This window comes from Clostridium sp. MB05, from assembly GCF_046581255.1.
Taxonomy (GTDB): Bacteria; Bacillota; Clostridia; order Clostridiales; family Clostridiaceae; genus Clostridium.
The window spans coordinates 1,312,368-1,338,412 of record NZ_CP174370.1 but is presented as its reverse complement, the minus strand read 5'-3'; the positions used below and the strand labels follow the sequence as shown (position 1 = coordinate 1,338,412).

Genomic DNA, 26,045 nt, shown 5'->3' with positions numbered 1-26,045 from the left:
ATTAATTAAACTTAATAAAAAAGATGATTTTAGTTAGTTACTAAAACCATCTTTTTTCTTTAAATATTTTAATGTTACTTATTTTATTATTCTGATACTTTCCTTTTGAATAAAAATACACTACCTAGGATTATTGCTAGTAATCCTATTAATAATAAAATCCTTACATCAAAAGTACTTCCAGTCTTAGGCAATAGTTTATCTTCATTTGTATTTTTATTACTACTTCCATTAGAACTTTCATTAATACTTTCATTTTTTATTTTATCATTCTTAACATTGAATATTTTCTTTTCTGAAGAAGTAATCTCCACTTTAATTTCTTCATCACTTATCTTGTACCCATTTGGTGCCTTTGTTTCTTTAATTGTATATATTCCATAATCTACAGCTTCAAATCTAGCTATTCCATTAGCATCACTTATTGCTGTCACTATAGCTTTACCATCCTTATCATATAAGGTAAACTCTGCTCCTTCAAGGACATTCCCATTATTATCAACCTTTTTGATTTCAATTGTTCCTTTTATTCTAGTATTTTCAACTTCATAATAGTAAACAACTCCATTTTCCATAATTGATACTTTTATAATGTCACTTGATGATACGTATCCTTCTGGAGCTTTAGTTTCTTTTATATAATAATCTCCATAAATTACATCATTAAATACTATAATCCCATCTTTATCAGATACAACTGTTTCTAATGCATTATTATTAGAATCGTATAAAGTAAACTCTGCTCCTCGTAGCACCTTTCCATCTTGATCTAATTTCTTTATTTTAATTGATGCCTTAATTTTTGTATCAGTAATTGTTCCTGCTTTGTAAGTTTTTCCTGTTTCTGTTCCATTTACTTCAACATTCAATATTTCATCTGAAATATTGTACCCTTCAGGTGCTCTTGTTTCTTTAATTGTATATATTCCATAATCTACAGCTTCAAATCTAGCTATTCCATTAGCATCACTTATTGCTGTCTCTATAGCTTTACCATCCTTATCATACAAGGTAAACTCTGCTCCTTCAAGGACATTTCCATTATTATCAACCTTTTTGATTTCAATTGTTCCTTTTATTCTAGTGTTTTCAACTTCATAGTAGTAAACAACTCCATTTTCTATAATTGATACTTTTATAATGTCACTTGATGATACGTATCCGTCTGGAGCTTTAGTTTCTTTTATATAATAATCTCCATAAATTACATCATTAAATACTATAACCCCATCTTTATCAGATACAACTGTTTCTAATGCATTATTGTTAGAATCATATAAAGTAAACTCTGCTCCTTGCAGCACCTTTCCATCTTGATCTAATTTCTTTATTTTAATCGATGATTTAATTTTTGTATCAGTAATTGTACCCGCTTTGTAAGTTTTCCCTGTTTCTGTTCCATTTACTTCAACATTCAATATTTCATCTGAAAGATTAAATCCTTTTGGAGCTCGTGTTTCTTTTATTGTATAACTTCCATATGATATATCAGTAAATGTTGCAAGTCCATTTAAATCAGTTATTACCTTTTTAACTTCCTTACCAGTTTCATCAAATAAAGTAAATTCTGCATTTGAAAGGTAATTGCCATCCTCACCTTTCTTTATAACTTCAACTATTCCTGTAATTCTTTCATTTGTTAAAGTATCTTTTAATATAACACCATCATCTTTAATACTAAAATAGTACTTGTTATTATTTAATAGATACCCTGCTGGTGCCTTAGTTTCAACGAAATAATAGTCTCCATAGACTAAATCATTAAATTCTATAGTTCCATCTTTACCTGTTATCTTAGTATCTACTAATATATCGCCCTTAGTATATATTGAAATTGTTGCTCCAGGTAAAAGTTCTGAAGTAACTGAATCCTTTTTGCTTATATTAATACCACCATGTATCTTTTTATTTGTTAACGTATCTTTTAATATAACACGGTCTTCCTTAATACTAAAATAATGCTTATCAGTATTTAACGTATATCCTTCTGGTGCTTTAGTTTCTAGGAAATAATAATCTCCGTAAACTAAGTTATTAAATTCTACAATTCCATTAGCCTCTGTTAGCTTGCTATCTACTAGTTTATCATCAATAGTATATATTGAAATTGTTGATCCAGGTAATGCCTCAGAAGTAGATAAATCTATTTTAGTTATACTAATACCACCATATATTTTTTTATTTTCTAATTTATCTTGTATTACTACTCCATCATCTTTAATACTAAACGGATGTTTATTGCTATTTATAACATAACCTTCCGGTGCTTTAGTCTCTATGAAATAATAATCTCCATAAGGTAAATTACTAAATTCTACAGTTCCATCAGCTTCTGTTATCTTACTATCTACTAATTTATCATCATTAGTATATATTGAAATCGTTGCTCCTTTTACTGCTTTAGATGTTTCAGAATCAACTTTTAATATTTTAATTCCACCCTTAATAATATTATTTTTCCATACATATTTTATATTTTTTATATCACTTTTACTACTTATATTAAACTCATATAATCCATCTTTAAAGCCTTCTTGATTTGTTAAAGTATATCCAATAGGTGGTGTTATCTCTTGAACATAATAAGGTATATCATATTTTATCTTATCAAAAGTAAGAGAACCATTTTCATCAGTAATACCAGTGCTTACTATATTTTTATACTTATCTAAAAGATTAAATTTTGCACCTTGTAACTTTTTAGAATTATGATCACTATCTACTTTTGAAATAGTAATACTACCCTTTTCACCTATTCCACCACTTCCACCACCTTGGAATACTACATTTACAGAACCTGAAGTACCTTCTTCTATAGTTTTACTTCCTATAAATGAAGCAGTATTCTTAAAAGGTGATTTATATTTATCAGTTACATTTGTTCTAAAAGTTAATAAATATGGACTATTCACAGGACCTGGAAAATTAAAAATAAATTCTCTTTTTATGCTATCATATTTAACGCTATTTTCATCTAACTCTACTTTTTCTCCTTTAGTAAGAGTTCCATTTGAATTTAAAGTTTGATTATATAGTTCTACAGATGTTGTATCTAATTCTAATCCTTCTTGTAATATATCTTGAACTTTTGCATTGTCTAATTGAATAGAATTAGAATTTATATCTATATTCCAATCAATATAATCATTTCCAATCTTATAATCAGCACTTTTATCAATTATTGCATTAGATACAGTTTTAGAAGCTTCACTACTTACATTTGGTGGTACTAAATCTCCTGATAATTCTGCTTTATTTCTTATAGTTTTATCTCCATTTGAATGAAATATAGTTAAATCAGTAATTTTAGTTTTAAAAGTAATTATATAAGTTTCATTAATTTCATTTGGAAATGTATAAGTTAATGTTCCTGTCTTCACACTATCATTGTCATCTGCTTTTTTGTATGAGAATTTTTTTACATCTGCTCCTTTATCTATAGTTGCAGAACCTTCTACATATTCTTGCCCTATTGGAATATTATCTGTAACTATTACGTTTTTCATTTTCATTGCATTTTTATTTACTCTAATACTCCATGTTAACTCATTTGTTATATAATTATAGTTTTCAATATTTTTCTTTATAACTTCACTTGACACATCTTGTGTACCAGTAGAGGAAGAAGGCTTACTTAAATTACTACCTGTTAATGTTGCTGTATTATAATACTTTTCATTAGCTATGTTCCCTGAGAAAATATTATTGTCTGTTACTTCTGTTTTAAAAGTTATAACATAGTATTTATTAATTGGTCCTTTAAATTCATATTTAAGAGTTCCTGTTTTTTCTTTATCGTCTTTATTTGCTGGTATATAAGTAAAACCATTAATATCTGCGCCACCATCTATAGTTGCAGAGCCTTCTACATATTTTTGTCCCATTGGAATATTATCTGTAATTACTGCATTTTCTATATTTATCATGTTACGATTAACAATAATTTGCCATTTTATATGATGAGTAGATGGATCATACTCTATACCACTTTTTTCAATGACATAGCTTGGAACACCTACTTCATTACTATTAGCAGATGGTTCTCCATTAATTCCATTTCCACTAATGCTAGCAGTATTAGTATATACCTTCCAGTCATTTGATTCATGAGCTTCTTTATCTATTATATCAGTAGAAAATGTAATAACTTGAGGCTTGTCTACCGTACCTGGAAAAGTGTACTCCAATACATTATTATTGTATACATACCCAGATGTTGGTTGTCCATTTACTTTAAAGCTTCCATCAGTAAGCTTCAATCCTACTGGAATATTATCTGTAATTTTAGGATTTGTAAGAGTTAATCCATTATTATTAACATTAATAGTCCACTCAATCCTTCTTGTTACAGTTCCATCTTGATTACGTATTTCTACATACTTACCACTTTTATCAATGTAATCTGTAGTTACAGTAACATATGCCGTATTAGATGTTATCTCTGTACCATCATGATTTAAAATTGCTTTATTATATATGTCGGTGCTAGCCCCTTCTGTTTCAAAAACTTTAGGATCTGTTACCTTGGTTTTAAATGTTACATTATATACATCATTAATTGTATCCTTAAATTTATAAATTAAAGTTCCAGTTTTATCACTATTGCCATTAGTTGCCTTTTCATATGTAAATCCACTTGCGTCTGCTCCATTATCTATAGTAGCTGATCCCTCTACATATTCTTGTCCTATAGGAATATTATCAATTAACTGAGCATTATTAACAGTAACCCTCTCATTATTAACTTTAACATTCCAAGTAATTTCATTTTTGCTTGCATCATAGCTTCCAGTTTTTTCAATAGATGTTGATGGCTGCTCTGGTTGATCAAAATTCACGTCAATAACAACTGGTTCTGCATCACCACCTAATTCAAATACTATTTTCTCTGGATTTATATCTCCTATATTATCTCTATCAAAAATAGTATCTATATAAAAATAGCCGTCTATATTAGAATGTGTACTTGCATAGTTTGTAAAAACAATTGTTATTTCTCCATTTGTATCGAAATGTGCCTTAGCTATTACATTTCCATCATCATCTTTAATATCCATATCAAGTGGATATTGAATAGCTATTTGCTTTGGCATATTCATTTTAAATACTTCTCCGTCTTTTACATCATTTGCATTTGGAATAGCAAAGCTATATTTTATACGCACCTGAGAACTTTTATCAATTCCATCCTTTAGAGGTCTATCTTGTAAATCACTTATAGTAACCCCCGTTATAAATGAAAACTTTTTTGTTTCATCAGCTTTTGCAATATTAATAGGCTTTATTCCAGAAAATATCTGAAATATAAATATAACCGTCATTGCAATTGCCGAATTTTTTATTTTTTTCATTAAACCGACTCCCCTTCAAAATTATTTGTAAAAAATATCTAACTGCTCCTGTAAACATTAACAATTAGATAATAATAATTATTATTTAATTTTAATAGCACTTTAAAGTATAACAATAATTATTTATAAATCAATCATAAATTACTAAATTTATGATAAAATCAAAAATTTCCCATTAACATCAATATATTTCTATTAAATTTAAATTTATTTTATTATTTTAATACTTTAACTAATATAAACCTTGGTTCCTTTTGGAATATTCTCATATATCCATTTAGCATTTTCTTTAGAAAGTCTTACACATCCATCTGATAAAGCCATACCAAGCCTTCCATCCCTTACACTTCCATCAAGATTATAAATGATTGAGTGAAATAAGTAGTTTCCATGAAATTGTGTATAGTACCAACATTTATATCCTTTCTCTACACCAAAATATAGTCCCTTAATTCCGATAGTATAAGTTCCCTTCGGTGTAGGTGTAGATGGTTTACCAATAGTGCAAATATAGCTGTGTATTAACCTCCATTTATTTGTTGACCCTTCAAATACATTAACTTTAAACTTTTTAAGATCTACCCATATAAAGTAATTTGTGCTACTAGAAAAATTTCCTAAATTAACAAATTTACTAGCAGTATCAGTGTAGTCCTCTCCCCTATTAAATTTTCCAAAAATCTTATTAATTATTTTCATAGTTACCATCCTTAAAAATTTTTTCTAAAATATAGTATTCATAACTAATAATTTATGAAACAAAATAAATATTTACTTATAGATTATTTATATTTTATTTAAAATTCTATAATAGTTTAATATGCATATATAATCTCTTTAAAAGCATATATACTAAATTTCCCACTTTAATAATATTTTTCAATTTTTATTGATTTATCATAATATTCTGTGTTTTTCTTTAATACTTCTCTTTTAAATAAGCATTCTATTAACAAATCTATACTTTCTTATCTTTGATTTTAATTTGTGTATCTATTAGACTTGATTTAATAGCATAAGGGAGGATGATGCATATGTGGGGCTTTGAAATTAAGCTCTAGGTGCGGTTATTTAAATATCTCATATTATGAGTATTTTAACCTTAACTTCTATAGAGCTTAATAAATAAATACATAAACAATAAAAAAGTTAAGAAAGAGGTATTTATTATGTCAAATATAGCATTTAAGGTATATGAAAGAAACGAAAAAACAAATCAAAATAAGCTTAGAAAAAATGGACAAATTCCTGGAATAATATATGGGGAATTCCTTCATGGTACAATCCCTGTAAAAATGTGCAATGCAGAACTTAGAAGAATGCTTAAGAAAAATAATAGCGGATCTATTATAGAGGTTGAGCTAGAGGATAAGAAACTTAATTGTGTAGTTAAGGAAGTTCAAAAAAATAATCTACATGAAATATTGCATGTAGATTTTCAATATATTAAAGCAAATGAAGTAATAAAAATGAGAATTCCTATAAAAACTATTGGACAAGAAAATTTAGAATCCAGGAGATTAACGTTAGAAACTCATAACCTATTTATAGATTTACAAGGAAATGTTGAAATAATTCCTGAATCAATTGAAATCAATGTAGCTGATATGCAAGCTGATGATAAAATATTTATTGAGGACATTGTTATTCCACAGGAAATAACAATTTTAACTGACCCTAAAACTTTACTAGCTGTTGTAAGCAGCCAATACATTTAATCTATATATCGTATAAATATTATATAAATTAGAATAAAAAGGGATACTATGGATACTTAATATAAATTATCTATTCATATATCCCTTTTTCATTTAAATATTTAAATTCAACACTACTTATTTCTCCAATAAAAGTTCCTGCCAACAACTTATCTTTTAATATTTATTTAGAAAATATATTTTTCTATTGCAATTTTCAAATTTAATCTATATAATTATTTTAAAATATTTATAAATTTTAATTTTTAGGAGACTTAAAAGAATGATAAAAAATATAAGCTTACCAAATTTGCTAAAACTTAATAATTTCTTCTTTAGCTTTTTTAGTTAGGTTTGTATTTATGAGTTTATATATTAACCATAGATACAAACACGCAATTGTTTGTGTCTATGAAGGCTAAAGTTAATTTGTTATGTAAAGCCACATAGATAAACACTATGTGGCTTTACATCCTAGGCCTTAAAGCCACATAGTAAATATACTATGTGGCTTTTTTATATATAAAACATGAAAGAGGGATCAATATGAAAAAAAATAAAAATAAAGATGTAATAATTATTGCTTTTGCAGTATTCTCAATGTTTTTTGGTGCTGGAAATTTAATTTTTCCTCCTTATATAGGAGTAACTTCCGGTAGTAAATGGATTGTGAGCTTTTTAGGATTTATATTCTCTGATGTTGGACTTATTCTTTTGTCTATAGGTGCAATAGCAACTGCTGGGTCATTTAAATCAATTTTAGAGAAGGCAGGTAATAAATTTGGCCTTATTTTAGAAATTATAATAATGCTTTGCTTAGGTCCAATATTAATTGTTCCAAGAACTGCTGCTACAACTTTTGAAATGAGCATTAAGCCGCTTCTTAGTTCAGTTAATCCAGTTTTATTTTCAATAATATTCTTTTCTATAGTTCTTATTTTAACAATAAGACCTACTAAAGTTATGGATATATTAGGTAAATTCTTAACCCCAATATTATTAATTGCACTAGCTGCACTTATAATAAAAGGAATTATTTCACCTATTGGAAATTTAAATATTAACATAGAATCTTCAAATTTATTTATGACAGGACTTACTCAAGGATATCAAACTATGGATCCTCTTGGAACAGGCGGCATTACTGCACTCATGATATCTTCTTTCTTAAGTAAGGGATATAATAAAAAAGAAACTATGGGACTTACTATAAAATCAGCTATAATTGCCGGTATAGCACTTTCTTTGGTATATGGTGGTTTAACATACTTAGGAGCAACTGCATCTACTATTTATAATTTAAATATACCTCAAACTACATTATTAATTAATATAACAAATACGCTTTTAGGTAACATAGGAACAATAATATTAAGCATAGTTGTAGCCTTTGCATGTCTTACTACAGCTATTGGTTTGACTTCTGTTACAAGCAAATACTTTGAAGATGTCACAAATAAAAAGTTAAAATATAATTACATAGTAATTTTTATATGTGTATTTAGTGCTATTATATCTAACTTTGGTGTTGATAAAATAATATCTATTTCAGCTCCTATATTAACAATAATTTATCCAGTTTCTATAGTTTTAATCTTAATGAATTATTTCAGAAAAATATTTACTAGGATTGAAATTTATAAAGGAGCTGCTTATGCCACACTTTTAACCAGCCTACTTACTGTTGTTGATAGCTTAGGAGTAAATATAGAATTTATTAACAAATTACCTTTTGCTAGTATTGGATCTAACTGGATTATACCTGCTATAATAGGTGGATTTATAGGGTTAATTTGCAGTTATAGAAGCAAAAAATATTTAAGTAATTATTAAAAAGATTTTTTCTGCTTAATCATTCTATGATTTATTCCTATAAAAAGAAAGCTATACACTGCACTGTATAGCTTTCTTTAATGGCAAAATATACTTTAATTTTAAGAAGTTATGAAACTTATGCTATTAGCTAAGATAATTATCTAGAGTAGAATTCAACTATTAGATTTTCATTAATCTCTATCGGTATTTCATTTCTTAATGGAAGTCTAGTGTAAACAGCCTTAAACTCATCTAAATTAGAATCAATATAAGGTAACACATTTACATGATTTTTTATAATTCCAAGATAATTCTCAGATTTTCTTGATTTTTCCCTTAAAGAAATTTCTGTTCCTGGTTCTACTTTATAAGATGGAATATCTATCTTCTTTCCATTAACAAGGATATGTCCATGATTGACCATTTGTCTTGCAGCTCTTATAGAGTTTGCAAATCCCATTCTATATACAAGATTATCTAATCTCGATTCTAACCTTATTAATAAAGCTTCACCAGTTGTACCTTCTTTAGTCTTAAAAGCATCTTCAACATACTTTTTGAATTGCTTTTCTAAAACTCCATAATAAGCTCTTAGTCTTTGCTTTTCTAATAATCTTATGCCATACTCGGATAACTTCTTATCTGCTCTGCTTGTTCCCTTAACAGCCCTATTCATAGCTTTTGGATGTCCTACGACATTTAATCCAAGTCTTCTGCACTGCTTAAATCTTGGGCCTCTTTCTCTAGCCATAGTTTCCCTCCTCTTTAAAATTAAATTATGCATTTATAATATCACAGATTCTTTTTAATTGAAAATCATTATCAGTTCATTTAAGCTTATTATATCAAATTATTTTAATTATTCTCACTATCTCTCCTTAATTGATAATATTTATCAATTAAGGAGCATATGAAAAATATTTTTAATTTTATCTTAATTTAAGAACTTGACTCTTTTTTACTTGATACACTTTTTAATATAATTTATGAGTTCTTTTGAAAAATTCTCTATTACTATTATATAAATACTATACATTATAAAACTCAAAAAATTTCCCCTTTTTATTTGATAAATCTTCAAAATTTCCTTTTTCAACTATATGTCCCTTCTCCATATAAATTATTTCATCATACAATTTTAATAAATCTTCACTAGTCTTATGAGTAATAGTAATTAAAGTTAAATTATCTATATCTAATAATTTACTTTCTATATCACAAGCAGTTTGCATATCTATTGAAGAGGTTCCTTCATCTAACACGAGAATTGGAGTCTTTTGAATCAAAGCCCTAGCTATTGCAATCCTTTGTCTTTGACCACCTGAAAGGTTGCTCCCATTTTCCCCAACTAAATAATCTAACCCTTCTGAATTATTTCCTATAAACTTATCTACACCACTTAACTTTAATACATCATCAATCTCTTCTTTAGAAAATTCATTGTATAAACAAATATTATCTCTTATATTCTTATCAAACATATAAACATTTTGGTGTATTATAGAAATCATTTTATTTAGTTCATCAATATCTAAATTTCTTATATTATCACCATCATATCTTATATCTCCATTAAACTCTGAGTAGTAACCAAGCATTAACTTTATTAAAGTAGATTTACCGCATCCACTTTCTCCTAAAATAGCATACTTTTTATTTTTATCTATATTTAAATCTATTCCTTTTATAATTTGTGTATCTTCATCATAGTTGAATGATAAATTTGATATTTTTATATTATTATTAAGAGAAGGTTTATCTTTCCCTATTAAACCAGTATCAACATAATTTGAAAAACTATCTATTCTTTCAAAAACAGGCTTCATACTACTGATTTTAGGAACATTATTCATTATCATAATTACAGGTTGAACAAGAGTGCCAGAAAGTTGAACTATAGCAATAAGCATTCCCATTGTTAAATTTCCCTTTATAACTAAATAAGCTGATAAAAATATTGCTACAAATTGGGTCCCCATACCTAGTGTTTGAGATATAGATTCATTTATAACAAATAGCTTGTCTGCTGCAAATTTTGTATTTGCTAAAGTGTTATTTTCATTTTCGAATTCTTTCAATGTATTGTCCTTTAAACCATAAGATCTAATAACATCATATCCTAAAAATATATCTTTAATTTTGGTTGTAAACAATGATAGTCTATTAGAAAGTGCCAACTGCTTGTCCTCTAACACCTTACCCAAAATAGCTGGTGATATAAATATTAATATCATGCTTATAAATAATCCACCAGTCACTAATGGACTTATATAAACTAATAAGATTACTGTAACTAAAAACATAACACTATATTGAAGTATTTCAAGTAATGGCCTAATACAGTTTTCTTCTATTAATTTCATATCATTAGTTAAGACAGAAATATAATCTGCTGTGTTTGTAGATGTGAAATCCTTATAGTTACTTTTAAATATCCCTGTAAATATTTTACTCCTCATCATTTTAGTTAAGTTTCTTATAAATATTTTACTTAAAATGTCATATATAAAATATATAATCCCTATAAAGATACCATAAATTCCTGAATATAAAAGTATTTTACTAAACCCCTCCATATTTCCACTAGTAGCTACATCTATTGTTCTTTGTATAAATAAAGACAATCCCACAACTGATATAGAAGATATAGCACTAAATATAACCGTAATTACTAATAAAATCTTATTCCTTTTAATACATTCTTTCATTCTATCTCCTCCAAGTAAATATATATTAGATAATATTGATATATATTAGATATTTTTCTAATTTATATCAATATATGATATTTTTTAATTTTTGTCAAACAAATTAGATAACTTTCTAATTTGTTTGGAAGTAGTCAATGTCTTCTTTTACAAATGTTATTTTAAATATGAAAAAAGACATCAATTCGATAAATATTATATCTTATTGATATCTTCTAAGTTATTATTGGCTTTTCAAAGTTTAACTATTGCAGTTATTTTATTATTGCAACATCATAATTTTATAATAAAACTCTATTAAGTTCTTCTATAAACTTTTCAATTCCTTCATTATTTAAAGAGTAATACACCTTTCCATTTTTCTTTTCTACAATAACCATATTACTTTCTAATAAAGTTGCCATATGATACGAAACAGTAGCAGGCGTCAAACTCAAACTCTTGGCTATTTCCAAGCTATACTTTGGATCACCCTTTATAAGTGAAATTATATCTAACTTACTTTTATCAGCTAAAGCTTTTAATTTTAAAATTATCTCTCCCTTATTTCCAATTGCTTTAATATGCTCTTTATGTATAATTTCGTATAATAATCCAACAAAGTATGTATCTTTAATTTCAATTAATGAATTTACAAAAGCTAGTGTTGGTATTACAGCATAATTTTGAGAAGATTTAGTCTTATTATTAGTTATAATTTCACATTTACCAGACTTAATATATTTACTCAAATCTGATATTAACTTAGGTAACTTCTTTTCAATTACTTTATAAGCTTCATTATATGCACCTCTGTTCTTCTCTAACTCCTCAATTAAATCCTTATAATAACTTTTAGGACTTTCTAAAATAAGCATTAATTTCCACTTTATATTTTCAGCTATATCTAACTTTCTTAAAAACCCTAAAATATTATTAAGAGTTTTAATATCATCTATAGAATTTTCTAGCTCATAGGCCTCATTTATAATATCTAATATCATCATTTTAAGCTCTTCTTCACTAAAATCATCTAATGAGCTTATCATCTTCTCATTCTTTATTATTAAAAGTGCAAGAATAATAAAAATACTTGAGTCCTCTTCTTCCAATAAAAACAAGTCCTTTTTATTAACTACCTTATATTTATTAAATTCTTTTATATACTTATCAATAATCTTGAAATTCTTTTTTATAAATAATTCACCATTGACTCCATGAGAATCGAGTTCCTTAATTGACCTACTTATAAGCATTTCATAATTCTCACTGACAAAAAGCAATCCTAGTATTTCGCAAATTGGATTTAGCTTTTCAGTTATCTTAATATTCATGTTTTTCACTCCTATAAGTTACTTTAATTTATTATAGCATACTCTATAACATGATTTTTTATATAAGCTAATATTTTTAATATAGAAATACTCGCACTTTACTCTATAGGGTTAACTTGAATAACTTATATTCTATAAATAACTTATCCTTAGATTTTAAAAATACAATTGTAAAATAAAAAGGAGCATATCGCCCCTTTTTATTAATATGAAACTATAACAAATTGCACTTACTTTAGCAAATTGCATTTACTTTACCTAAATAAATAAACTCTATTAGAATTTATCTATTTTAAATGATTTGCTATAATCTTATAACAATTCTTTTCTTAATTCTTCTTCTGACTTTGTTGATAAATAGCTAAAGGGAATATCCAATACTGTCCGTGCTCCTGTTTGTCCCTCTTTAGCTAGTCTATAAACTGCTCTTGAATAAGCTAATAAAACATTAGCAGTAAACTCCGGATTACTATCAAGTTTTAAATTAAATTCTACTCTATGCTTTGTACTTTCACCAGTAACTCCTGTACGAATAACAAAGCCACCATGAGGCATTCCCTTGTGATTTGCCTTAAAATCTTCTTCATTTATAAAATTTACTGTAGTATCATAGTCTGAAAAATAGTTTGGCATATTCTTAATTTTGTTTTCTATAAAGCTTAAATCAGCCTCTTTTTTAGGTACTATATAACAAATTCTCTTATGCTTTTCTCTATCTGACAAATCTGGACATTCTCCTGCTCGTACACTCTCCATAGCACTTTCAATTGGTATAGTGTATTGAACACCATATTCTACACCTTCTATTCTCCTAATAGCATCCGAATGTCCTTGACTTACTCCCTCTCCCCAAAAAGTATAGTCTTTTCCATTTGGAAGTATAGCTTGAGCTAAAAGACGATTTAATGAAAACAATCCTGGATCCCAACCAGCAGATATAAGAGCAATCGTACCAGCTTTTTTTGTCACTTTATCTACTCTATTAAAATGTTCTGGTATATTTACATGAGTATCAAAACTATCTATTATATTAAAATTTTCTGCAATATTTGGGGACTGTTCTTGTAAATCAGTAGCAGATCCTCCACAAAGAATCATAACATCAATTTTATCCTTGTATCCTGATATCTCTGAAATATGTACCATTCTTGAAGATGAGTTTAACATATCAGGATTCCTTCTTGTAAAAATAGCTTCTAAAATAAAATCTGACTTTTTTGATAAAGATGCTTCTACACACTTTCCGAGATTTCCATATCCAACAATCCCCACTCTAATTTTTTTATTCATCTCTTTCCCTTGGCTTCTAAAACCAAGTATTCCCCCCTTTATATACATATTTTATTATTAAGTTTGCTTTAAAGCCTTAATAATTTAAACTTATAATAAGTTTATTATATTTATATGCATTTCCCCACATTATTAAAACAAAGAGATTAATAAAATTATATTTAAAACAGTTACTATTCCAGCAACTAACCATAGTATAATATTTTCTATTGTTGTATTTTTATACTCTCCCATTACTTTTTTAGATGATGTCAAATATATTTGTGTAAAAATTGTTATAGGCAATTGTACGCTTAATAGCATTTGTGAATACACCAATCCTTTAAATGGATCACTAATAAAAAATATTATTGCTAAAGCTGTTAATATAGTTATTATAACTCCTATTTTAGTATTTTTTTCTTTTATATCATAGGGCTCTTCAAATAAGCCTGCAAATATTGACCCTCCTGCCATACCTGCAGTTATAGTAGATGCTACTCCTGCAAATAATAAAGCTACTCCAAATACTACTGCTGCACTGGTTCCAAGAACTGGTCTTAATAGTTCTTGAGCTTGACCTAATTCTGTAACTACTACATTATTTTTATAAAATGTTACAGCAACTATAATCATTGCACTGTTTATAATAAATCCAATTACCATAGATAATATTGTATCTAAAAATTCGTACTTTAATTGTCTTTCTATTATAGTTTTGTCTTCTAAATTCCACTTTCTACTTTGAATTACTTCTGAATGCAAGAATAAGTTATGTGGCATAACTACAGCTCCTAAAACACTCATTATTATAATTACTGAGCCAGTCGGAATAGATGGTACAATAAAGCTTTTTGCAGCCTCAACCCAATCTACCTTTACTAATGCAACTTCAAATATAAAAGCCAATCCAACTAAAGATACAAATCCTATAATTATTTTTTCTATCTTTTTATATGAATTTGAAAATAGCATAAATAATATTACTGCTGATGAAATAATTGCACCTATCTTAATAGGTATCTTAAATAACATTTCTAAAGCTATACTTGCACCTAAAATTTCAGCCATCGCAGTACTTATAGCAGCTAAAATTGCTGTAGCTGTTATTGCTTTAGCAATAGTAGGCTTTATATATTTGCTTATTGCTTCTGAAATACATAGACCTGTAACTATACCAAGATGTGCTGCATTATGTTGTAGTATAATAAGCATTATTGTTGATAATGTTACAATCCAAAGTAACTTATATCCAAATGTAGATCCTGCTGCTATATTTGAAGCCCAGTTACCTGGATCTATAAATCCTACTGTAACTAAAATTCCTGGTCCAATATATTTTAAAAATTCTTTTCTATTAAACTCTAACTTTTCTTTTTTATTTTTTAGTACATTAATCTTCTTCATATTTTATTCACTTCCTCAATATCTATTATACAATAATAAATATTAATTAATATATTTTTTTAACAAATACCAACATATCTATGATTTCATGATATAAATAAAAACCACGAAATCAAATCGCGGTTTTTATTTATATTTTTGTTTTCAATTTTTACAATATCCATCAGTACATATATTTACACTATTTTCATTATTCAAAGCAACAGAAATTTTTTCATCCTCTAATACCTTATTTAAAGCATTTAAAAATATATCTGTTGATTGAGCTCCAGATACAGCAAATTTATCATTAAATACAAAGAAAGGTACACCCGTTATTCCTAATTGGCTTCCCCTTTTTTCATCTCTACGTACTGACTCCTCATAATCATTATTATTTAAAACTTCTAGTGCTTCTTCTTTATCTAAACCGATACTAGCTACTATATTAGCTAATATTTCATAATCACTAACATCTTTAGAATCAGTAAAGTAAGCTTTAAATAATCCCTCCGTCATTTCTTCCATTTTCCTATATTTATTTGCAAAATGAATCATACGATGTGCATCAAAGGAATTTGTTGGTATAAGTGTATCAAAGTTATAAGTTAAACCAAGTGTTGCAGCTTGTTTTATTATATTGTCATTATTTAGCTTAGCTTCTTCATAACTCATTCCATATTTACTTGCAATAAGTGCATGTATATCTTCTTCATAATGTTTTGGTGAACTAGGGTTTAACTCAAAACTACGATATATCACTTCAACCTCTAAACTATTATCAAATTTTTCTAAAGCAGCTTCAAATCTACGTTTTCCTATATAACAAAATGGACAAAAAATATCTGACCAAATTTCTACTTTCATTTTCATTTCTCCTTACATTTTTAGTTTTAACTAGTTTAATTCATATTTTATTCACTCTTTAATATATATTATACAATAATAAATATTAATTAATATATGTTTTTAATAAATATCACAATATTCTATGCTTTCATGATATAAATAAAAGCAGTCTATAATTTTTAAATTATAAACTGCTTCTTATCTTAATTAATCAATTTTATGTCCTGTATTTTCTATACAACTTCTTATAGATTCTTGTGTTGCTGGTTCATTATAAATTACTTCAACAGAGCCTCTTGCCATATCAACACATACCTGATTTACTCCTTCAACCTTTTCTAATGAATTTTTCAGTTGTGTTTTCATATTTTCATTAGCTATTCCACTTATTCTACAATGTAATCTTTCCATACTTATCTCCTTTCAAAATTGATACAAGTATAGTATGTTCAAAAACATCTTAATATATATTATATCTACTCAAATTTTAAAATATTAGTTTAGTCTGTACTTAATATATAATAATAAGGTATTGCTCTTATTGTTAAATCATTCTAACAAACAGCCTTATAGAAAAAATCTAAAAAACTCTAAGTAATCTTCTTTAAACATTACTTAGAGTTCAAATTAACTTATACTAATCCTATTTTTCAAATACATCTTTATAGTCACTAATGAATTTTTCAATTCCGCTATCAGTTAATGGATGTTTAACCATTTGTGTTATTACTGAATAAGGAACAGTTGCAATATGAGATCCTTTCAATGATACATCTAGTACATGCATTGGATTTCTAACACTTGCAGATATTATTTCTGTCTCTATTTTATGAACTTTAAATATTTCAGCTATTCTTTCTACAAGATCAATCCCTGGATTTCCTATATCATCTAATCTTCCTAAGAATGGACTAACATAGCTAGCCCCCGCTCTTGCAGCCAATAAAGCCTGCAATGGAGAAAATATCAAAGTAACATTTGTCTTAATTCCATCTTTAGCTAAAAGATTAGTTGCCTTTAACCCCTCTTCACACATTGGGATTTTAATAACTATATTTTTATTAATGGCTGCTAATTCTTTTCCTTCTTTATACATCTCTTTACTCTTTAAACTCATTACCTCTGCACTTATAGGTCCATCTACAATTGAGCAGATTTCATTTATAACTTCTTTAAGATCCCTTCCCTCTTTTGCAATTAATGATGGATTAGTTGTTACACCACATATAACTCCTAATTCATTTGCTTTTCTTATTTCTTCTATGTTTGCAGTATCTATAAAAAGTTTCATATCCAGCCTCCTAATTTAAAATTTCTTTCACTTTCTTTATGATTTCATCCTTAGTTAACCCATACTTATACATAAGTTCATCAGGAGTTCCTGATTCTCCAAACGTATCATTTATTCCTAACATATTTACAATTGTAGGCTCTTTACTAGAAACTATAGAAGCTACCATAGCTCCAAGGCCTCCTATTATTGAATGTTCTTCTGCTGTTACTATTCCCTTTGTTTCTCTTGCAGCTTTTAATATTATTTCTCTATCTATAGGCTTTATTGTTGAAATATTTATTACCCTAGCATTAATGCCCTCTAATGATAACTTTTCTGAAGCTTCAATAGCTTTTTGCACCATCATTCCTGTAGCTATTATAGTAACATCATCTCCTGAAACTACTTCAACACCTTTTCCAATTTTGAATTCATAATCCTCATTAAATATATCCTGTGTATTACATCTTCCAAGCCTTAAATATACAGGTCCTTCATAATTAGCTGCTGCCTTAATTGCTTGCATAGTTTCTCTATGATCTGCTGGAACAATAACAGTCATATTAGGTAGAGAATTCATTAAAGCTATATCCTCTACAGATTGATGGGAGCCTCCATCTTCTCCAACTGTTATCCCTGCATGAGTAGCTGCTATTTTCACATTCATTTTAGGATAACATATTGAATTTCTTATTATCTCAAATGCTCTACCTGTAGCAAATACTGCAAAGGTACTTGCAAATGGAATATATCCCACATTAGATAGTCCTGCAGCCATTCCCATTAGATTTTGCTCTGCTATTCCCACATTAAAAAATCTATCGCTAAATTTATTTTTAAACTCGCTTGTTTTAGTTGATTTCGACAAATCCGCATCTAAAACTACTATTTTTTCATTTTCACTCCCTAATTCCAACAATGCCATTCCATATGATTCCCTAGTCGCTTTTCCCATACTTGCTTCCCTCCTATCCCTCAATACTCTTTATAGCTTCTAATCTTTGTTCTTCACTAGGTGCTTGTCCGTGCCATTCTGCTTTATCTTCCATAAAGCTAACACCCTTCCCCTTTGTAGTATTAGCTATAATTACAGTTGGTCTGTCCAACGATTTTTCTGCTTTATTGAAGGCTTCATGGATTTCATCAAAATCATGACCATTACACTTAACTACATTCCACTCAAAACTTAAAAATTTATCTTCTAATGGTGCTATCCCCATAACATCTTCATTTTTTCCATCTATTTGTAATCCATTATAATCAACTATTGCTACTAAATTTGATAATTTATAATGAGCTGCTGCCATTGCCGCTTCCCATACTAATCCCTCTTGCAATTCTCCATCACCTAGAACTGTATAAACATTAGCTGGTGATTTTCTAAGCTTAAGCCCCAATGCCATACCTGCTGCATTTGATATCCCTTGTCCAAGAGAACCTGTTGATACATCAACGCCTGGAACTTTTTTCTTATCTGGATGACCTTGTAATAATGCCCCAACTTTTCTCAATGTCTTTAATTCCTCTTTTGGAAAGAATCCTTTTTCACAAAGTACTCCATAAAGAGCTGGTGCTGCATGTCCTTTACTAAGTACAAATCTATCTCTTTCATCCTTTAAATAATTATCTTTATTTATATTCATTTTTTCAAAATATAAATATGTTATTATATCTGCACAGGATAGTGATCCACCTGGATGTCCTGATTTTGCTTCATATATCATATTTATAATATTTTTTCTAACTTCTTTTGAAATTTGTGTTAACAATTCCTTATTCATAAGCCTGCCTCCTCCTTCTTCTTTTATGCCCTTTTAATCATATCTATTTAATAAATCATTTAGTTCATTTAACATATTTAATTAATTGATAGTAATATCATCTTCATAATCAAAAATATAAATAACATTACAATCACCTTTTTTGGCACAAATAAATTCTATCTTATCCACACTTATATTATTAGTATAAGTATATATAAATACCTTGATAGTACTATCTACAGCTTTAAGTGTGTATTTATCAACACAGTTAAGTAATAATATAAACTCTTTATCATTTGCAATAAAATAGTCATTGCAAATTTTTTTAAGAATATCATCCATTTACTTAAATGCAATATTGTTAATGAAGACCACCGGCCTAACCGATGGTCTTCATTAAACAATAAAGAAAAAAAGTGGATAAACCTTTTCTTAGTGATTCATCTTATTACATTATTCCAAAAAATGAAGCAATACAACCAAAAATCAATAAGAATACTAAAATACGAGTTGTTTTAATATTTTTTCCTAATAGCCAGTACATCACTCCAAATGCACATGCTGGTAGTAAACAAGGCATAATTTGATCTAAATACTTTTGTAATGGTTCAACGATTTGCCCAACTCCAACTTCTAATGTAATCGGCATACTAACTGTTGAAGCAATCATCCCCCCAATTACCATTAACCCTAACACTGATGCACATTTTGTAACTTTTTCAATAACACCATTGCTTGACATGTTTGTAAAGAATTTTACCCCATATTTAAATCCGAATTTTAAACAATAGAAACGAGCTAAGAATCCTGGAATATTTATAATAAGCAAGAACATAATTGGTCCCATAATGCTTCCTTCTTGTGCGAAAGAAACACCAATCCCAACTGCGATTGTTAATAAAGTACCCCAGAAGAATGAATCTCCTAAGCCTGCCATTGGCCCCATTAATGAAGTTTTTACGGCGCTGATTGAACTTTCATCAAAATTTTCATCCCTTGAATTTTGTTCTTCCATTGCACCTGTAATACCTGCTAGTAGTGTTACTATATGCGGAGTACAAGCCATAAACTCTAAGTGACGCTTTAACGCTTTTGCCATTTTATCCTTATTATCTGAATAAAGTCTTTTTAAAATAGGAATCATTGTATAGCAATACATTAAGTGTTGTTGACGCTCATAGTTCCATGCTGAATCTAACGTACAACTTCTTGTAAATACTTTCCAAAAGTCTCTTTTTGTGATTTTGCTATTTGGATCAATCGTGTTCTTAGAATTCGTTTTCATCTACGTAAGCCTCCTCTATATTTCCTGATTTATTGTCTCGCGTATAGAAAGCAATTAGCGCTATAACTAAACCTAATAATGCTACACCAAATACTGGAATTTTTAAGTAAGCTGTTAATAAGAACCCTAAAATTAGGAATGCCACTAACTCTTTTGTAACAATCATTTTTGCTAACATTGCAAACCCTACTGCTGGTAAGATTCCTGCAGCTACATCCATACCGTGAATAATCCATTCTGGAATCATTGCTAATACGTTTTCAATTACTGGAACACCTACATAGAAAGAAATTGCTACTACAAATGCTAAGACTATCATATTTCCAATTGCAGAAATTCTACACAGCCATTCTACTTTTGATGCATTCCCTTCTTCTGCATATTTATCAGCTAAGTGAGCTACCCATACTAATACAAACATCATTAATAAGTTATTAAATAATAATGCTAATGTAGCTACTGGAATAGCCAATGCAATTGCTGCCCCTATTTGAGCATTACTTATGATAACAAATGCAGTTCCAATGATTGATCCTGCTGTCATGTCTGGTGGATTACTTGCACCAATTGGAACTGCTCCCAAGAATGCAAGTTCTAATGCCGCTCCTACCATAATACCTGTTTTAATATCTCCTAATACTAGCCCTGTTAATGTAGCCATAATAATCGGACGATTCCACATTGTAGAACCCGCATAATTGTGGAAATAACCAAAAAACGCCACTAAACCAATTAATATAGCTTGAAATCCTAAGCTCATACACTTTTCCTCTCTTTCCTTTTAGATTAATTTTAAAGCATTTTGTTTTATATCACTTGGCACTAAACGAACTTCTAATTCAATTCCTTTACTCCCTAATTCTTTCATCATTTTCACATCATTTTCTGATACAAAAACAGCTTTTGAAATTTGTTTACGATCTTCTGTTGCTTTCATACCGCCAATATTAATTGATGTGATAGCCGGAGCTCCATTTGCTAGGCGATAAGCATCTTCTACACTCTCTACTACAATAAATAATTTATATTTATCTGTAACTCCGCTATTTAATGCTTTTATAGAATCATCGATGCTTTTCATAACTAGTTTTACCCCAGTTGGTTTTGCAATTTTCATTGCAGTCATTTTTAATTCATCTTTCATTAAATTATCACTAGCAACTAAAATACAATCAGCTTCTAAAAACTTTGTCCATGAAAAAGCTACTTGTCCATGCACTAAACGATGATCTATTCTTACTGCCTTAATCATATTATTGTCCTCCCCTTCTAATTTCTTCTACAGCATCAATCAATGTTTTCACATGTGATCCATCAACATCTCCTGTATCTTTGTATGTATCTTTGAAGTAACTTCCTACAATAGCAGCATCTGCAACTTCAAATTGTTTTTCACAACTATCTGGAGTTAATCCTGCACCAACTACTAGTGGGAAATCACCCATGATAGATCTAAATTCATTAATTTTATCCATAGATGTTTCTTGTCCAGTTGCATCTTGAGTTACAACAATCGCATCACAACGAGTCATACCAATTGTTAAATCTTCTTCTAATGATCTTCCAGATAAATATGGTTGGTATTTAAATCTTACTCCACCAAGAATATATCCATCATATTCTTCTCTCATTTTTTTAATAAATGCTTCAAATCCTGGATCATCTCTTAATTGTAAGTGACCAGCTACTGAATCTAATTGTACAAAACTAGCACGGAAACGTTTAGCTAAATCAAACCCCATTGCATCAACATTCAAACAGTTAACTCCGTAGACAATATCCAAATCACTTTCTTTCAAATATTGTAGAACTCTTTCCATGTCATAGTAATTTCCGTAGTAATTTTCAACAATTACTGCATCTACACCATTTTCCATATAAATTTTGATTTCTTCTTTTGCTCTTTCAAAAGTTTCTTCTTGAGTATCTCCTTTTAAGTGCAACATTGCAAAGATTGGTTTTTCATTCTTAAATAAACTTAAAAAATTCTTTTTCATAATATTCCTCCTAAAATTTTATTAAAATTCTTCATTTTCATCTGCATTTAAACTTTGATAATCTAAAAAGGTCATTCCTTCTCTTGCTTGACTAATTATTATTTCACTTTTCTTATTTGATATCTCCTCTGGAAAAGATAATAAAATATCTAAAACTAAATTCATATTCATTCCAGAAAACAACTTAACATTCTTATACACGCATAATTCCATTAATGCAGTATGAACACTACCTCCCTTTATATCTGTAATAAAAATGAATTCTGTATCCTCCTTACTTTCTACATCAAGCCTAATTTCATTTACATAATCAACTGGACTCTTTCCTATATATAAGGAATATGTTTCTATATCATTTGCCATATCACCGATGATTAATTTAATTGAATTATGCATTCCTTTTGATAATTCCCCATGTGTTGCTAAAATTACTCTTCTCAATAGATTCATCTCCTTTCAATATTTATATAAAGCAAAAGACGTGCCAACTATCAGTCGATAGCCTACACGCCTCTATTTTCCTTATTATTATTTATTACTTTTTATATAGTCGAAGATATACCCTATTTCTTCGACAGGTATTTCGACACTAAAATACTTCTCTACTTCAGTTAATGATTCTCTCACTATTTCAATAAACTCTTTATTTTCTTCTTTAAACTTCTCTATACAGTCATAAGTAGTTATATGAGTCTTAGTTATTAATCTTTCTAACAAACATGATAGATGTACATATAGACCTATCTTTATACTTGTCATAAGTTCAATATTAAGTTTCTTCTCCATCTCATCTACTGCAACACCTACAACCTCTAGTACCTTTTCCGCATTTAATATTGTAAGATAATCTACTATATTAGATAGTGAAAACACCTTTACTATATTGTCCTTAAATGTTTTTATCTCTTCAGCAGTTAAATATTCACTGAATATCTCTTCTAAATACTCTAATTTATTATTAACTATAATATTTTCAAGAGATATAAATGGAACCTCTTCAATATTAGGATTTATAGTTCCAATTACAAGCTTAATATCATATTTATCTTGTAATTCCTTTAATGTCTTTTCATCAACTATTAATCCATAATCCTGTGGTATTATATTTATCTCTATTTTTCTTGGTAAACTTCTATTTATTAATTCTGCAATCTTTTTAGAGGTTCCAATTCCAGTTGGACATACTGTTAAAATAACCTTCTCTAACTTTCTATTTTTAATGTACTTATAACTAGAGTAGTTCTTATTGCAAGATTCTTTTAGTATCTCTTCTACTTCATATCCTTGAATTAATTTTAAACCTATATCTAAAGCAAGCTTAGTATTTATATTGTTTATTATTCCTATATTTATGTTTGTGTCATTTTGTATTCCTTTATATATATCCTCTAATGATCCCATATCAACTAGAAGTATAATTTCATTAAAATTCCCCTTCTTATTTATATAGTCTTTAATCTTTTTAACTATCTCCTCAGAACTAACCCCTAACGGCATATCTATTGCATCAAAGATATAACAATCTAATAATTTATTAGCAGCATCTGCAATACTACTTGCTGTTGAATAGCCATGACTTAAGATAATCCCAGGTATTCTATTAATATCCACTTCTCTATTATGAGATTTAATATTCATAGTTAGAAAAGCTAATTCCATTCCTCCTAAAGTTACATCTAAGCTATTCTGTAATAAATTGTTTATTTCAACAGCTATATGATGCTCTCTATTTAGTTTAACTTTTACTTCTTCCTCTACTTTTTTTATTAATTCTTTATTCGTATTTTCCCATATACTTATTTCGCTTCTATTTTGAATATAATCATTTAAATATCTTGAAAAAGCTATAATATCATTATTAGGTATATTTATCCTATATTGATTAATTGTAAGATCAAAAATATTTTCTAACACAGTCTTTATATACTGTACCTTTTGATAATTAGCCTCTATATTGGAATAAACTATATAATCATAAGACCTATTTAACTGCTTATCATAAGCTATTAAAAAATCTTTGAAAGGTAAATTTTTAATTTTATTATCTAAATAACTTTTTATTATACTTTCATACAGTTCTACAATTTTACAATTATTCTCTGCTCTTTTTTCCGGATTAATTTCTTCAATATTTATCATTTTTTTATCTAAGGCTCTTTCAACTACAACTTGATCCTTGTTGTTAAAGGCCAGTAAAAATTGAGGCATATTATATATATTTACATCTAAATATTCCGAATTATCAATTTGTTGTAAAAATGCATTTGCACAACCTGCTTTTATATAATTTTTTATTTGTCCTATGTTTCCTGATAAATTACAATTTAATAATGCTTTATAAACAGCATTACTAATTCTAATTTTTTTCCCTATATTTTCTGATTCCTTTTTAAATACATGATATATAATTCCCTTTCTTTCCTCAATTGGCCTATCTTCTAAAGAAGGTATTGTTGCTATAATAGCAATTCTTCTAAGAAGAGTCTTTAACAATACATCTTCTGGATTTTCAGTAGTAGCAAATACTAATCTTACATTAGCCTCATGCCAAGTTTCATTATCACCAACCATGTGATATATTCCCTTATCCATAAATAAGAATAATTTTTCCTGACATTCTGGCTTTAAGCAATGTACCTCATCTAAAAATAATATTCCTCCATCAGCTGCTTTAATCAATCCAACTGTATCCTTATCAGCACCTGTGTATGATCCTTTTTTTGCTCCAAAAAGATTCGCTGTTAATAATTCTGGATTATTTGCATATTCTGAACAATTAACAGTAACAAATTTCTTATCACTCGATACCTTTCTTGTATTTACAGCATACTCATACATTAAATTCGCCATATAGCTCTTTCCTGTACCAGTTGGTCCATAAAATAATATAGGTAGTCCATCTGGAGGATATGCAATTGCAGATTTGCATTGCTCTACAACATATTTTAAGCTGCCCTTATATCCAATTAAATTCATGAAATCCTTTTTTTCTTCTAAAAAAACTGTAAAATACTCTTCAATTTCTTCAATGCTATAATTTTCTTTATCTATACGTTTTTTATACTTAAGTTCTAATTCCTCTACATCTAGAAAATAAACTGGTCTTCTATTAACCTTTATCGCTTTTCTCTCATTAACAAACTCATTTAAATACTGGCTAGCTAAATTTCTACTTATTTTAAGCTCATTGCTTATATTAGTTGCAGTAAGTTCTTCTAATGTATCTATAGTAATATTTTTAGTTTTTTCTTTTAACATCTTTAGTATCTGATTCTTCATACCATCCTCCCGCATTATATGTAAACCTATACTTATTATAACATATCTTATCAATCGTAT

General features: G+C 28.2%; 21 protein-coding genes. 2 read left to right on the top strand and 19 right to left on the bottom strand.

Annotated elements, in window-relative coordinates:
- Positions 1 to 86: 86 nt before the first annotated feature.
- Both ACH36K_RS06260 and ACH36K_RS06255 read right to left on the bottom strand, forming a co-directional pair.
- Complete coding sequence (locus ACH36K_RS06260; RefSeq protein WP_411170092.1) at positions 87 to 5,351, bottom strand: SpaA isopeptide-forming pilin-related protein; 5,265 nt, start codon at positions 5,349 to 5,351, stop codon at positions 87 to 89.
- Positions 5,352 to 5,579: 228 nt separating this feature from the next.
- Complete coding sequence (locus ACH36K_RS06255) at positions 5,580 to 6,050, bottom strand: L,D-transpeptidase (protein ID WP_322459045.1); 471 nt, start codon at positions 6,048 to 6,050, stop codon at positions 5,580 to 5,582.
- Between the two features lie 470 nt (positions 6,051 to 6,520).
- On the opposite strand from ACH36K_RS06255, the gene ACH36K_RS06250 reads away from it, so the two are divergent.
- Positions 6,521 to 7,069, top strand: a complete 549-nt coding sequence (locus ACH36K_RS06250) for a 50S ribosomal protein L25 (protein WP_411170091.1) — start codon at positions 6,521 to 6,523, stop codon at positions 7,067 to 7,069.
- A gap of 525 nt (positions 7,070 to 7,594) precedes the next feature.
- On the top strand, positions 7,595 to 8,881 hold the full coding sequence (brnQ, locus tag ACH36K_RS06245; protein WP_411170090.1) for a branched-chain amino acid transport system II carrier protein: 1,287 nt from the start codon (positions 7,595 to 7,597) through the stop codon (positions 8,879 to 8,881).
- Between the two features lie 139 nt (positions 8,882 to 9,020).
- Here the strand turns inward: brnQ and rpsD are convergent, their stop codons facing one another.
- The 17 genes from rpsD to ACH36K_RS06160 form a co-directional block, all read right to left on the bottom strand.
- Positions 9,021 to 9,614, bottom strand: a complete 594-nt coding sequence (gene rpsD / locus ACH36K_RS06240; RefSeq protein WP_411170089.1) for a 30S ribosomal protein S4 — start codon at positions 9,612 to 9,614, stop codon at positions 9,021 to 9,023.
- 277 nt (positions 9,615 to 9,891) lie between these two features.
- Positions 9,892 to 11,571: an ABC transporter ATP-binding protein gene (locus tag ACH36K_RS06235; RefSeq protein WP_411170088.1), complete on the bottom strand. Its 1,680-nt coding sequence runs from the start codon at positions 11,569 to 11,571 to the stop codon at positions 9,892 to 9,894.
- Between the two features lie 281 nt (positions 11,572 to 11,852).
- On the bottom strand, positions 11,853 to 12,884 hold the full coding sequence (locus tag ACH36K_RS06230) for an ArsR/SmtB family transcription factor (protein WP_411170087.1): 1,032 nt from the start codon (positions 12,882 to 12,884) through the stop codon (positions 11,853 to 11,855).
- A gap of 312 nt (positions 12,885 to 13,196) precedes the next feature.
- Positions 13,197 to 14,174 carry a diaminopimelate dehydrogenase gene (locus tag ACH36K_RS06225; RefSeq protein ID WP_411170660.1) on the bottom strand — a complete coding sequence of 326 codons (978 nt, stop codon included), beginning with the start codon at positions 14,172 to 14,174 and terminating at the stop codon, positions 13,197 to 13,199.
- Positions 14,175 to 14,306: 132 nt separating this feature from the next.
- Positions 14,307 to 15,560: an Nramp family divalent metal transporter gene (locus tag ACH36K_RS06220; RefSeq protein WP_411170086.1), complete on the bottom strand. Its 1,254-nt coding sequence runs from the start codon at positions 15,558 to 15,560 to the stop codon at positions 14,307 to 14,309.
- Positions 15,561 to 15,704: 144 nt separating this feature from the next.
- Complete coding sequence (locus tag ACH36K_RS06215; RefSeq protein ID WP_411170085.1) at positions 15,705 to 16,406, bottom strand: DsbA family oxidoreductase; 702 nt, start codon at positions 16,404 to 16,406, stop codon at positions 15,705 to 15,707.
- A gap of 189 nt (positions 16,407 to 16,595) precedes the next feature.
- Positions 16,596 to 16,799, bottom strand: coding sequence for a heavy-metal-associated domain-containing protein (locus ACH36K_RS06210; protein ID WP_411170084.1), 204 nt, complete (start codon positions 16,797 to 16,799; stop codon positions 16,596 to 16,598).
- A gap of 232 nt (positions 16,800 to 17,031) precedes the next feature.
- A complete protein-coding gene (fsa, locus tag ACH36K_RS06205; RefSeq protein ID WP_411170083.1) occupies positions 17,032 to 17,679 on the bottom strand; it encodes a fructose-6-phosphate aldolase in 648 nt (215 codons plus the stop codon).
- 10 nt (positions 17,680 to 17,689) lie between these two features.
- Entirely contained in the window at positions 17,690 to 18,616 is a 927-nt protein-coding gene (locus tag ACH36K_RS06200; protein WP_411170082.1) for a transketolase family protein, read from the bottom strand.
- A 13-nt stretch (positions 18,617 to 18,629) separates the two neighbouring features.
- A complete protein-coding gene (locus ACH36K_RS06195) occupies positions 18,630 to 19,442 on the bottom strand; it encodes a transketolase (protein WP_411170081.1) in 813 nt (270 codons plus the stop codon).
- Positions 19,443 to 19,523: 81 nt separating this feature from the next.
- A complete protein-coding gene (locus ACH36K_RS06190; RefSeq protein WP_411170080.1) occupies positions 19,524 to 19,766 on the bottom strand; it encodes a hypothetical protein in 243 nt (80 codons plus the stop codon).
- Between the two features lie 106 nt (positions 19,767 to 19,872).
- Positions 19,873 to 20,709, bottom strand: a complete 837-nt coding sequence (locus tag ACH36K_RS06185; protein ID WP_411170079.1) for a PTS system mannose/fructose/sorbose family transporter subunit IID — start codon at positions 20,707 to 20,709, stop codon at positions 19,873 to 19,875.
- Positions 20,693 to 21,469 (bottom strand): PTS mannose/fructose/sorbose/N-acetylgalactosamine transporter subunit IIC, encoded by a 777-nt coding sequence (locus tag ACH36K_RS06180; protein ID WP_411170078.1) that lies wholly within the window; start codon positions 21,467 to 21,469, stop codon positions 20,693 to 20,695. The genes ACH36K_RS06185 and ACH36K_RS06180 overlap by 17 nt, the downstream gene beginning before the upstream one ends.
- Before the next feature lie 21 nt (positions 21,470 to 21,490).
- Positions 21,491 to 21,961, bottom strand: coding sequence for a PTS sugar transporter subunit IIB (locus ACH36K_RS06175; protein ID WP_411170077.1), 471 nt, complete (start codon positions 21,959 to 21,961; stop codon positions 21,491 to 21,493).
- Between the two features lies 1 nt (position 21,962).
- Positions 21,963 to 22,706: a BtpA/SgcQ family protein gene (locus ACH36K_RS06170; RefSeq protein WP_411170076.1), complete on the bottom strand. Its 744-nt coding sequence runs from the start codon at positions 22,704 to 22,706 to the stop codon at positions 21,963 to 21,965.
- 21 nt (positions 22,707 to 22,727) lie between these two features.
- Positions 22,728 to 23,147 (bottom strand): PTS sugar transporter subunit IIA, encoded by a 420-nt coding sequence (locus tag ACH36K_RS06165; protein WP_411170075.1) that lies wholly within the window; start codon positions 23,145 to 23,147, stop codon positions 22,728 to 22,730.
- An 87-nt stretch (positions 23,148 to 23,234) separates the two neighbouring features.
- A complete protein-coding gene (locus ACH36K_RS06160) occupies positions 23,235 to 25,985 on the bottom strand; it encodes a sigma 54-interacting transcriptional regulator (RefSeq protein ID WP_411170074.1) in 2,751 nt (916 codons plus the stop codon).
- Positions 25,986 to 26,045: the final 60 nt, after the last annotated feature.